The organism is Vibrio sp. Scap24, assembly GCF_013394185.1.
Lineage (GTDB): Bacteria > Pseudomonadota > Gammaproteobacteria > Enterobacterales > Vibrionaceae > Vibrio > Vibrio pomeroyi.
On record NZ_CP041333.1, the window covers coordinates 1,439,088 to 1,451,152 of the forward strand.

A 12,065-nucleotide genomic window follows, 5' to 3' on the forward strand; every position below is an offset into this window, starting at 1 on the left:
AACTGGTTTCACAATAACCTTACTTTTATTGAGGTCGTATAATTACAAAAAAGGAAGTTACAGTGAAAAAATTATTAGCACTTAGTATTGCAGCAGTAATCTCGGTTCCAGCAGTAGCCGACCACAATACAATCAACGGAATGGATTTCGGTCCATTGGCAAAACTAGTCGGCACATGGAAATCAGTCGAAACAGGCGGCGTTGATATCTCCCCAGGTCAAGAAGGCACAGAAGTCGGTGCGGGTGGCCCTGCAGTCACACCGTTTTATGAAGTGATGACGTTCGAGGTTGCCGCAGACGCAACCAATGCCAGCGACCAATACCTTGTTGCTCTGTACTACAAGCAGGAAGTATTCAGAAAGGCCGACGATTCTAAATTCCACGATCAACGTGGCTACTTCATCTACGACCAAGAAAATCAGGTCGTGTACAACTCTTACTGTGTGCCACGCACCACATGTGTCACCGCGGAAGGCCCTGCTGGTGACACAATGACGTTAGTCGCGTCTAAACGCGGTATCGCTGAGTCTGAATACATGACAGACAACGCAACCACCACGGGCTTCACAATGAACATCAGTATTTCAGACGACACGCTAACTTACTCTCAAACAACGGGCTTAGAGATCTACGACAACGCTTTTGCTCATACCGATTCAAGCACGCTAATTAAAGTGAAGTAAATTCAAATACAAACGCCTTTCACAGCGAAGTGAAAGGCGTTTTTCTGTTGTACTTGTAACAACAAACAAGTTTAACTCGATTGTATATCAACCTTGGCGTAACGGTTGGCTAGCACCGCACAATAAAAGATCTGAATCGGGTGATAGAGCATGATTGGCAGTAATATCATCCCTAGATTAGGGTTGTGAGCAAAGATAACCTTAGCCATAGGAATACCTGCTGCTAAAGTCTTCTTGGTACCACAGAACACAGCCGCCACTTCATCTTGATGATTGAATCCAAACTTACGGGCACTCCATTGAATACCGTGTACCATCACCATCAATACCACTAAACAAATCACCGCCGACACTAGCAACAGCATTGGTGAAAAGTCACTCCAAATCCCATGCTCAATGGAGTCACAGAAAGCACTGTAAACAATCAGCAGTATCACGTATTTATCTAATTTGTTGACCACTGACTTGTGTTTCTGAGTCCATTCAAAAAGCAATGGGCGCATCAACTGACCGACAATCATTGGCAATAGCAGCATTTTAGATATAGAGATTACAGACTCCATCAGGTTCAACTCTGCGCCTTCCAGTCCCATAAAGAGTTGAATCAGTAAAGGCGCAATGAACACACCTAAAATACTAGAAAGCGACGCATTGAATATCGCACCAGGCAGGTTTCCTTTTCCAATCACCGTCATCGCGACTGAAGACGAAATCGTACTCGGCAAAACGAAGAGATAACAGAAACCAAAGGCCAAAGCTGCTGGCATATAAGCGACAAAGCCTTGCCCGAATATCACCCAAAGCAGTGGGTAAACTAAGAAGGTCGCGCTTTGTACAAAAACGTGCAGCTTCCAATTTGAAAGCCCCTCAAGAATGGCTTTGGGAGACAAACCCAAACCGTGTAAGAAAAACACCAAAGCGATGCCGAGAACAGTTACCGTATCGAGATGAAGTACCCCACCCGATTTACCCCAATCTGGCGTAAAAACAGCAACGACCATAGCCACCACCATCCCTACAAGAAACCATTCCTTTTTCAGTTTTTCTATCATGTTGACACGCACTTTCTGTAGATTCCATTTCAGCCAATAACCCGGCTCCGATGCTATTTATCCTATCGACTCTAATTTTAATTAACCACCATAAACGCAAATTAAGCTCGTCTTTACCTTGAGGGTTAACATCGTTATTCGAGTTTGTTACGCCCGTTTTGCTCAGGATTGATCAGATCTATGGAATGACGATGAAAATATTATAAAACAGCGGTTTATCGCGAAGATAAGACCCTTTCAGTGATCGGGGCACAGAGGTAAGCCGTAAGGATATGAAAGAAAGACGTAGTTAATCTAAACACCAAAGATCAGCCTATTCTCAAAGATGACGCAGCGGGAGCAACACATGGACAACAGAATCACCATTATTGAGTTTCTCAGAGTGTTTGAGTTTATTCGCTCTTCCGGTGAGCAACGGGACAACAAATATCAAGTTGGCGAAATGACGGCTTGGCATGATTACGATGGTTACACCTGTTGGCTAAGCTATAAAGATGTCACTGTGACGCTGATGTTTCATGGCTCGCTAAAAATTGAGTACGACAACGCTTCAAACTATTCTGAATTCATCGAACACTGTCTGGGTATGCTCGCTACTGAACCTTCTCCATAAAGCGCAAACAGGCTCATCACTATTATCGGCTATCGGCTATCGGAGAAAATCATGAACGAATCTGCTTTTAAGGCATCTTCATTACGTAAACGAGTAGCTCCTTTATGGCTAATGCTCAGCCTCTCTTTTTTATGGTCTAAAGCGTCAACAGCAGGAACAGAGATGATTGATTTCACACAAGCGAACGAACATAAGAACTGGACAGCGACCAACGATAACGTGATGGGCGGCATCTCAACTGGTGGAGTTATTTATAACGGTGGGGTTAGTCAGTTTAAAGGCGAGTTATCGTTAGAGAACAATGGTGGCTTTAGCTCAATCAACCGCTCGATTGAATCACTAAGACCCGGAGTAGACAACGTTGAGCTGACGCTTGTTGGTGATGGTCGCACTTACCAATTAAGGTTCGCTACATGGAAAGACGGTTATCGAACCAACTACAAGCACAACTTTGAGACCATCAAAGGCGAGCAACTTAAGAAACTCTTCCAACTTAAGGACTTTCAAGCCGTGTTCAGAGGTCGATTACTCAGCGGAGCACCGGAACTTAAAGCTCAAGACATCAAACAGGTCGGCTTTTTGATTGCAGATAAACAGCCTCTGCCCTTCGAGCTAAACCTCATTCAGATTCAATTCAAAACGCTCCAAGAAACTGAGTAGAGCTTTGTTGGAATAAACTCAGTAAATCACTTAATAAAAAATGTATGGTCCGCCCCGTTATTGCAACTACAATTAAGTAATAACGGAGTTGGTTTGCGCTAATGTATTCGGAGTCCTTGTTGGGAGCACTAGCTTCCCAGCTCCACGATGATATCCGCGCCAGATTATCCTTAAAAAGCCCAAAGCATTGGTTGCTATTTTTTGTGTCAGGTTCTTAATCTGGCCGATTGACCGTTTTTGTCATCACGTTCATTGGCGTTGCAAACTTGGTTATAGCTAAACAGCCTTAAAAGCTTGGCGGTGGTATAACACCGCCCAAGCTATCCTTACTAACTTGTTGGCTAATGCGACTACCACTACATTAAATGGTTTGGTGGCTCGTAGGTTCACAAGCCACTCTCCAAACACTTTCCCTGTCGTCTCTAGTCTAGAGAGTACAGCTCTTGCCCCATGGACAAACAGAGTCCTGAGGTGTTTATTCCCTCGTTTACTCATACCAAGTAGTTTGGTCTTTCCTCCCGTTGAGAATTGCCTTGGCACAAGCCCCAACCAAGCCGCCATCTCACGGCCATTGGTAAAGTTACTCGGAGAGCTTACATCGGCAAGACACAATGTGGAGGTAAGATCGCCAATCCCAGGGATAGTTTTTAATAATTGAGCACTTTCGTTGTTATTAACAATAGTTTGAAGCTTGTTATCTTGAGTTTTGATTTGTTCATTAAGGTACTTGTAATGTTCGTGGATAGATATCAATTCACATAGCAAGCTTTTGGGTAATGAGACGGTTTGTTCTGCTAACCATTGAAACAGAGACTTCATCTTTGCATGCCCTTTGGGAAAGCTAAGGCCGAACTCAAGTAAGATCGCTCCGATCCGCGACATAGTGGCAGTTCTCTCCTTGATATAACTATCTCTGACTCGATGAATCGCTGCGATGACTTGAGCCTCTTCACTTTTTACAGCTACAAACCTCATGGTCGGTCGACCCGCAGCCTCTGCGATCGCTGAAGCATCGATGAAATCGTTTTTATTGCCTTTGACATAAGGCTTAACATACTGAGGAGGAATAAGTCGGGGTTGATGCCCAAACTCACTACACTTTCGAGCAAGCCAATGAGCACCGCCACAGGCTTCGAAAGCAATAGTTGTTGGTTCTATTTTTCTAAGAAAGATTAAGAGTTGGTTACGATTAAATTTACGACGAAGCACCTCCACTCCACAACGGTTATGTGCGATAGCATGGAAGCAATGTTTACCTAGGTCGATACCTAAAATATGAATAGAAGACATATGGTTCACCTCATTCTGAGAGCCTACTCTAAGCTTAAGGGCTTGAGAGTGAGGCGGACCATATAATTAAGCCCCTGATATCTTACCGATTCACGATAAGTATCAGGGGCTTTCTATTCAAGCGTTCAAACGGTTAAAAAGATCAACGCTTCAAAGGTCTAAATCAACATTACTTAGTATTTGATGGCTGTTTTACCAATCGATGCGCTGCTTTCAATACGTTGATGCGCATCTTTCAGTGTCTCAACACTAAAGCCATTCAATGTGGTGGTAAGCGTAGATTTGATACGGCCAGAATCAATCAGGTTCGCTGCTTGGAACAGGATATCTTGTTGTTTCTGAATATCGTCAGTGTTGAACAGTGAACGTGTAAACATCAGCTCCCACACAAAACCTGCTGACTTGCCTTGCAGTGCAGACAGATCAATCCCGCCATCAAACTCCACAATAGAACTGATCATGCCTTGTGGTGCAATCAGCTCAACCATCGATTCCCAGTGCCCTTTAGTATCAGCAACATTGAAGATGTAGTCGACATGCTGAATGCCTTGCTCTCGTACAGATTTAACCAAGTTACGGTGATTCACCACATGGTCTGCACCCATATCTCTTACCCACTGTTCAGTTTCAGGTCTTGAAGCCGTCGCAATCACAGTCAGGTTAGTCAGCTGGCTCGCCAATTGAATCGTAATTGAACCTACGCCACCAGCTCCACCAATGATAAGAATGGATTTTTTCTCTTCTGGACGCACACGTAGGCGATCAAACAACGCTTCCCACGCAGTAAGTGTTGCTAGCGGCATAACTGCAGCAGCTTCATCAGAAAGGCTCTTTGGTGCTTTCGCCGTAATACGGTAATCCACGGCTTGGTATTCTGCATTAGCGCCCATGCGTGTTACATCACCTGCATAGTAAACACGGTCGCCTAGTTCAAAGCCTTCAACGTCTGTACCTTTACCCACAACTTCACCAACCGCGTCATAACCAAGGACTTTTGGTTGCTCGAGAGTTTTATCTTGAGCACTGCGAATTCGAATTTTTGCGTCTGCTGGATTGATAGACGTCGCGCTCACTTTCACAAGCAGATCATGTTCTTTTAATTCTGGAAGGTTTGTTTCAAACTCAACTAAGCTGTCTTGTTCTGTAATCGCAAGTGACTGAGTAAATCCGATAGCTTTCATTTTTGATGGTACTGACATTGTGCTTTCTCCTTGAATTAGATAAGTTAATCTTAGTTGACTCTCAATTTAGATAAACCGCCTAATGTTTGAATCATATTCAATTATTTTTTGATAATCGTGTTACCACTGATTGAGCAACACGAACAAGTAGCTCTGTTATCAACGGTATAGGGTTAGATAAGACCTTGCTCAATCAACCAGTCACGCGTTACTTCATCTTGTGGCTTACCTTCACGGCAAACTTTATAATCTAGCTCTGCGATAATATCGTTTGAGAATCGCAATGAATCTAACGTCTGGATTTGTTGTTCGCTAAACAAGTGCTTCTTATCGTCTCTTAAAAGAAGTACTGCTCTATCAACAATACCGAGTAAGCCTTTTGGCTCTTTGAGCTCTCGAATGTCATAGCGATAATGCAAGAATTGAGGTTTCCACAGCGGCACAACAACCCACTCATTGTTCGCTACGGCGCTTTCAAAGGCATTAAAACAATCGTCTTCACTACCAGGAAAAAACTCGTAACCCGCATCGCTCAGGCCGTACTCTTTCATCATCTGAATAGAGAAGCGTGTAATGCCTGCACCGGGGTTAATACCCTGAATGGTAGAGTTCATTTTCTCGATAACTTCAGGCTTTAATAGATCAGCGACCTCAGAAACAGCTTCTTCAGGGACATAATCAGGCACGCCCCACAACGCATAAGGTTCATAGTGAAGGCCAAGTTCAATAAGTGGCTCAACTTCCTCAACGTCCGCTTTGTAGATACCGTGGCTTGATGGCAACCAAGCCGAAGAAAGCATGTCTACTTCACCCGCTTTTAGCTTTTCGAAATTTTCTTGATGAGGAGAAAAAACACGCTCCACCTCGAAGCCCATTGCGTTTAATACATTGGTAACCAATGATGCAGTGGTTCGGTGAAACGACAAATCTGTTACGCCAATTGTGATTTTCTTAGTCATGTTGTTATCCCCTTTTGTTCGGCTTGATAGAGATAGTACATGGGTAAAAATCAGCGAAAAACAGCCTAATATTTGAATGATTCTCAAATATATTTTGGCAATTGCGCATATAAAGCTAGCTTAAAAGAGATGAATTGGGATCAACCCACTTTATGATTAGCAAAAATCTCAATACAATGTTTAGAACATTATCAAACACAGGTAGATAATATGCTTCTTGAAGACTTGCAGGTCATTTTAAAGGTGGCGGAGTTTCGTAGTATCACCGCAGCAGCCACCAACCTAGACATGCGTACCGCAACCGCGAGTGCTGCCGTCAAACGTGTTGAAGCCGCACTGGGTGCTGAACTGTTTGTAAGAACCACTCGTCATTTACGGCTTTCCTCTGCAGGCGAGCGCTATTTACCTGAGTGTGAGCAAGCCTTGAAGATGTTAGAGCAAGCCAAACTCAACATGCGTGAAGAGCTTGGTATCTTAGACGGAGAAATCCGCATCGCGCTTTCTTCGGATTTAGGACGTAACCTCATTACACCTTGGCTTGATGAATTTCTGCTTGAATACCCAAAGGCTACACTTCGCACCAGCATCAGTGACAGCAACATCGATTTCTACCGTGATTCTGTAGACATGGCTTTGCGTTATGGTTCTCCGAATGATGCCAACATGTACGGCTTTAAGATCTGCGATGTGCCAAGAATATTGTGTGCAGCGCCTGCATACTTGGCCGAGATGGGAACACCAAACCAGCCAAGCGACCTAGCTGATCACAATGGTCTGCTGTATCAGCTGCATGATATGTTGCAAGACGAATGGGTGTTTAATGACGGTAAACAAGATCATAAAGTGAAACTAAAAGGGAATCGCGCCTCAAATGATGCTGACCTTGTTAGGCGCTGGTGTGTGGCAGGGAAAGGGGTGGCAATAAAGTCTTGTTTAGATATGTCGAGTCATCTGCTTGCTGGCGAAGTGGTTAAAGTCATGCCCGAGTTCAAGCCAACCTCAACCGAGCTGTGGTTAGTGTGCCCGAGTCGTCAATCCATCACCCCGACCGTCCGCTTATTAAGAGATCTATTCCGCGAGAAAACCTCAGAGATCCTTTCTCAGTTGAGCGAGCAAGGCATTATAGAAACTCAAAAGTCTTAACGACCTAAGAATAAAAAAGACGTTAGTGAACTTTAATCCACTAACGCCTTTAATCATTTGAACATCGCACCTATTGATGGATGTATCGTCTAATACGAGTGCTTAGTTTGACTCGTCTTCAACATCACAGTCAGCACAGCACTGAAGCGCAATTTCATGTTCGAAGGTGATCGTGTCTTTACCTTCTTCTAGTAGTTCTGCGATTTCATCAGCGACTTCTTTCTCATCATCCGCTTCGATCCCGCTTTCTAGCTCTTCTTCTGAATAACCAAAGAAGTTCAGCAGCAAGTATTCGCGAGCTTCTTCTTTCGTACAAACTACGTCCGCTGAAAGATCTGGCGTAACTTCACCTTGTGTAAGCGTCGCAGTTACTTGTGCTACAGCAGCATCTTTCATCGCAGGCGTTAACCAACCAAGATCAGTACTTACAGATGTCTTTTTACAGTCGAAGCAAGGCAGTTGGTGAAAGTAGTATTGAAAGGTAGTCATAGGTAATTTCTTCTTTAAATGTTGTATAGCGAGATTATGCGCGTTTTGTAGCAAAATACTATCTCAATCACAACCAGAGACTGATTCGCGAGGGTTATTTTACCAAACACAAAACAAGATAATACCTAATGTACAGAAAAATGCCGAAATACCAATTGCCGACTTACAACTCCCAATGGTTTGATAACCTCCTAAATCGCTACACACATTGGCGTATTTGAAATAGGGTCAGGGAATACTCTCGCTTTAAGGTCGAAAACATCATCCAGTAATGTCTCAGTCATCACCTCATCAGGTGAACCTTCAGCAACAACACACCCTTTTTCTAAAACCACTAAATGATCGCAGTAACGGCACGCTTGGTTAAGATCATGCAACACAACCACCACCGTTTTTCCTTTAGTATTCATCTGCTGCATCAAGTTCATCAACTCGACTTGGTGAGACATATCAAGGTATGTGGTCGGCTCATCTAACATCACTAAATCTGTGTCTTGTGCTATCACCATCGCAATCCACGCTCGTTGTCTTTGACCACCAGACAATGACTCAACCGGTTTATCGGCAAACTCGAGCACACCAGTATCACGCATCGCTTGTTCCACAATAACTTGGTCTTCTTGTCCTAACCTTCCCCAATGAGAGATATAAGGCGAACGCCCATATTCGACGAGCTTTCTTACCGTGATACCTTCCGGACTAACCAAAATTTGTGGCAAAAGTGATAACGAACGCGCAAGTGCTTTATCGCCATAACTCGACAGTGGTTTGTCTTCAAACAACACCTCTCCTGTCGCTGGTTTGTTGATTCTCACTAACGTCTTTAACAAGGTGGATTTACCACACCCATTTGGTCCAATTAAGGCGGTGACCTTACCCTTTGGGATCGAAACTGAAAGGTTCGGTATGATCGTTTGTTTGCCGTACGCGACGGAAAGATTCTGCGTTTTAAGCATGGTTACCAACCTCGATAACGATAGAGAAGAAAAATGAAATAAGGCGCGCCGATCACGGAAGTAAGAACCCCTGCTGGCAGTTCAATCGGTGGTTGTAGGCCTCTTGCCAAGCCATCAGCACAAGCAACCAAAATTGCCCCCACCAGTGCCGATGCTGGGATCAAAAATTTATGGTTATACCCAAATAGCAAGCGAGCCAAGTGAGGTGCTAATAAACCTACAAAACTGATCGTTCCTGCAACTGAAACACTGATGCTGGCAAGCAAAACTGCAGCCAACAGCGCGAGAGCCTGAATCTGTTTCGGTTTAGTACCCAATGTGGTTGCACTTTCCTCGCCAAGTCCCATCACATCTAATCGCCAAGCGAGCCATAATACCATTGGCAATAACAAGAATAATGCACTCCAAATAAAGGGTACTTGTTGCCAGTTTCTGCCCCAGAGACTGCCTGTTAGCCATACCATGGCCGTATTAATCTCGATAGGATTGGTTACAAGTAGGAAATCTATGCAACTGGCAAGGAACGCGCTCACCGCAATACCAATCAACGCTAATTTGGCGGGTGTTGGCCTTGACCACCATGCCAACACTCCAATCAATCCAGCAGCGAAAACTCCACCGAACATCGCCACCAGCGGAAGCGCACTAACAGGTGCATTAGGAAACCAAACTAAACTCGCTGTAGCGGCAAGCCCGGCTCCAGCACTAATGCCCATAAGATCTGGCGATGCCAAAGGGTTACGTATCACCCCTTGCACCAATACGCCCGAAAGTCCTAATCCGGCTCCCACACTTATCGCGAGCAACATACGTGGTAGCCGATACTGATGGATAATAAAATCGTCACTAGAAAACGCGACCAAATGTTCGATCACTTGAGAAACAGAAAGTGAAGCTGCGCCGACAAACAAACCTGCGGATGCGACAATAACAAGCAGCCCAAATAACAGAAAAACCTTCGTGTAGTGGTGCATTAAGATCTCCTCGTCGCAATCAAGATAAAACAAGGCGTCCCGACTAAAGCCGTAATAACACCGACAGGCGTTTCAGTCGGAAAAGCAATTGCTCGTGATAATGCATCTGACCAAGAGACTAATGCTGCGCCAGCCAATGCGGAAATAGGAATGAGTAGATGATAATTGTGCCCAACCATAGATCTAACCAAATGAGGTACTAACAAACCAACAAAGCCAATTGGCCCTGCGATAGCGACACTTGATCCGGCAAGCAACACAATCGTCAGTCCACTAATTAGACGAGTAAGCCTGATGTTACTGCCCAACCCCACGGCAACTTCTTCGCCAAGTGCCAGTAGGTTGAGGTTGCGAGCAAGGCTCATTGCCAACACCAAACCAATCACAACAGGCGGCCAAAGTTGTTGCCATTGCCTATCATCCACACTAGACAAAGATCCTGTAAGCCAATGCAATACGCTATAAGCCATATCGTCAGCGAGGATCAGCGCCGCGCGGGTCAATCCAATCAACAACGCAGTAATGGCAATACCCGCCAAAACCAAACGCAATGGATGAGATCGAGCAGAAAAAAAGCCACCAAGAAGCATCACGGCACCGCCACTGAGGAGCGCGCCAAGAACGGCATTGAGAATTGGATTTAGCTCGCTGACCACGGGGGTGCCTATTGCAGCTAACGCCATAAAACAGGCAGCACCAGCGTTAATGCCAAGAATCGATGGAGACGCGAGTGGGTTGCGCGTTAAGCCTTGCATCAATAACCCAGCGACAGCCAAACTCGCACCAATCAAAAGCCCTGCGTAAGCTCTTGGTGCTCTTAATGTCGCCAATATTTGATGAGTCATATTGCTTTCATCAAACGTAAACCAATAATCAATCAAGTCACTTAATGTTAGAGAGAAATTAGACCACCCCACCATAGACGCTACATAACCAGACAGAGCCAAACACGATACCAAGATCGTAAACAGCGTCGCTCGCCACGACAGTACTGACAGAGATCGCTTGCCTGTAGAAAACAACATCGTACTCATGATGGTTCCAGAATCTGCTCTAGATTTTTCGCTATTTGCTCTGCGGCTACAATGCCTCGATTCAATGACCAAAGCGCTGGTGACACTTCAACAACTTGCTTGTTTTTTGTTGAAGTCAGTAGGTTGAATAACGGATTTTTCTGCCAATCATTAATAATATTCGGGTGAGAGTAAGCACCAATCAGCAACCAATCCGGATTGGTTTTCAATAACAACTCAAAACTGGTTGGTAAATAAGCCTTCTCTGTTTTTTTAGCAATAGGGCTTGCAACACCTAATGTAGTGAGCACTCCTCCGGCATAAGATGCAGGGCTATGTAACCACATACCTTTATCCGACACGACAGCAAATTGGACGGTTTGTTTAAGGGTAAAATGACTTTTGAAATCAGACATGACTTGCTGATGTTGCTGAATTCGTTGCTCCATTGCCGATTGCTTATTGAGCGCGATACCTACCTTGAGTGCTGATTCCAAATTCTCTTGATACGTCTCGCCGCGGCTTTTCAACAACAGAGTTGGCGCGATTCGTTGTAGGTCTTGGTAAACCGTTCGGTGGCGCTCAGCATCTGCAATGATCAAATCGGGCTTTAATATCGCAATGGCTTCTAGGCTTGGCTGAGAGCGCATACCAACCGATTCCCATGGTTGAACCAAATCACGCACCGCCGGAATCACTCGAGAAGCATCATTGTCATCGGCTACACCAACAGGAGAAACACCTACCGCAGCTAACGCATCTACAAATGAGAACTCCAGTACCACGATGCGTTGTGGCGTAGTGGCGATCTCAAACTGACCTTGCTCGTCTTGTATCGTCCTCGTTTGTGCTGAACTGGAAAATGAGAACAAGCCTAAAGCCAAAAACGTTATGGCTATCGCTATCCTGCTGAATAAAAAAGGCCGATTGAATGACAATAGTCCATTCGACAGCAGCAGTGGATTTGAAAACAAGAGTCGAGAGCTGTTTTCCATATTTAATTTTCCTTTAACGCTAGAACCGTGAAAGTCGCCAAGAGTATTGGCGACTTT

General features: G+C 44.6%; 13 protein-coding genes. 4 read left to right on the plus strand and 9 right to left on the minus strand.

Annotation, left to right across the window (positions count from 1 at the left end; translation table 11 throughout):
• The first annotated feature begins 62 nt into the window (after nt 1-62).
• Nucleotides 63-683: a heme-binding beta-barrel domain-containing protein gene (locus tag FLM53_RS21830; RefSeq protein ID WP_176679427.1), complete on the plus strand. Its 621-nt coding sequence runs from the start codon at nt 63-65 to the stop codon at nt 681-683.
• Between the two features lie 71 nt (nt 684-754).
• Here the strand turns inward: FLM53_RS21830 and FLM53_RS21835 are convergent, their stop codons facing one another.
• A complete protein-coding gene (locus tag FLM53_RS21835) occupies nt 755-1,735 on the minus strand; it encodes a bile acid:sodium symporter family protein (RefSeq protein ID WP_176679426.1) in 981 nt (326 codons plus the stop codon).
• Between the two features lie 346 nt (nt 1,736-2,081).
• Between FLM53_RS21835 and FLM53_RS21840 the strand changes: the two genes are divergently transcribed.
• On the plus strand, nt 2,082-2,348 hold the full coding sequence (locus FLM53_RS21840) for a DUF3081 domain-containing protein (RefSeq protein ID WP_176679425.1): 267 nt from the start codon (nt 2,082-2,084) through the stop codon (nt 2,346-2,348).
• 51 nt (nt 2,349-2,399) lie between these two features.
• Nucleotides 2,400-3,008, plus strand: a complete 609-nt coding sequence (locus tag FLM53_RS21845; RefSeq protein WP_176679424.1) for a CIA30 family protein — start codon at nt 2,400-2,402, stop codon at nt 3,006-3,008.
• A gap of 276 nt (nt 3,009-3,284) precedes the next feature.
• Here the strand turns inward: FLM53_RS21845 and FLM53_RS21850 are convergent, their stop codons facing one another.
• The 3 genes from FLM53_RS21850 to FLM53_RS21860 form a co-directional block, all read right to left on the minus strand.
• On the minus strand, nt 3,285-4,298 hold the full coding sequence (locus FLM53_RS21850; protein WP_176679423.1) for an IS110 family transposase: 1,014 nt from the start codon (nt 4,296-4,298) through the stop codon (nt 3,285-3,287).
• Nucleotides 4,299-4,471: 173 nt separating this feature from the next.
• A complete protein-coding gene (locus FLM53_RS21855; RefSeq protein WP_176679422.1) occupies nt 4,472-5,497 on the minus strand; it encodes a zinc-binding alcohol dehydrogenase family protein in 1,026 nt (341 codons plus the stop codon).
• A gap of 155 nt (nt 5,498-5,652) precedes the next feature.
• Entirely contained in the window at nt 5,653-6,438 is a 786-nt protein-coding gene (locus tag FLM53_RS21860; protein WP_176679421.1) for a glycine betaine ABC transporter substrate-binding protein, read from the minus strand.
• A 210-nt stretch (nt 6,439-6,648) separates the two neighbouring features.
• Here FLM53_RS21860 and FLM53_RS21865 point away from each other — a divergent pair, with 210 nt between their 5' ends.
• Nucleotides 6,649-7,581 (plus strand): LysR family transcriptional regulator, encoded by a 933-nt coding sequence (locus FLM53_RS21865; RefSeq protein WP_176679420.1) that lies wholly within the window; start codon nt 6,649-6,651, stop codon nt 7,579-7,581.
• A gap of 102 nt (nt 7,582-7,683) precedes the next feature.
• Here the strand turns inward: FLM53_RS21865 and FLM53_RS21870 are convergent, their stop codons facing one another.
• The 5 genes from FLM53_RS21870 to FLM53_RS21890 form a co-directional block, all read right to left on the minus strand.
• Complete coding sequence (locus tag FLM53_RS21870; RefSeq protein ID WP_176679419.1) at nt 7,684-8,070, minus strand: hypothetical protein; 387 nt, start codon at nt 8,068-8,070, stop codon at nt 7,684-7,686.
• Between the two features lie 191 nt (nt 8,071-8,261).
• Nucleotides 8,262-9,026 (minus strand): Fe(3+) dicitrate ABC transporter ATP-binding protein FecE, encoded by a 765-nt coding sequence (fecE, locus tag FLM53_RS21875; RefSeq protein ID WP_176679418.1) that lies wholly within the window; start codon nt 9,024-9,026, stop codon nt 8,262-8,264.
• Nucleotides 9,027-9,028: 2 nt separating this feature from the next.
• Nucleotides 9,029-10,000 (minus strand): iron ABC transporter permease, encoded by a 972-nt coding sequence (locus FLM53_RS21880; RefSeq protein ID WP_176679417.1) that lies wholly within the window; start codon nt 9,998-10,000, stop codon nt 9,029-9,031.
• Complete coding sequence (locus FLM53_RS21885) at nt 10,000-11,034, minus strand: iron ABC transporter permease (protein ID WP_176679416.1); 1,035 nt, start codon at nt 11,032-11,034, stop codon at nt 10,000-10,002. Before FLM53_RS21885 ends, FLM53_RS21880 begins: the two co-directional genes overlap by 1 nt.
• A complete protein-coding gene (locus FLM53_RS21890) occupies nt 11,031-12,008 on the minus strand; it encodes a Fe(3+) dicitrate ABC transporter substrate-binding protein FecB (protein WP_176679415.1) in 978 nt (325 codons plus the stop codon). The genes FLM53_RS21885 and FLM53_RS21890 overlap by 4 nt, the downstream gene beginning before the upstream one ends.
• Between the last annotated feature and the right edge of the window lie 57 nt (nt 12,009-12,065).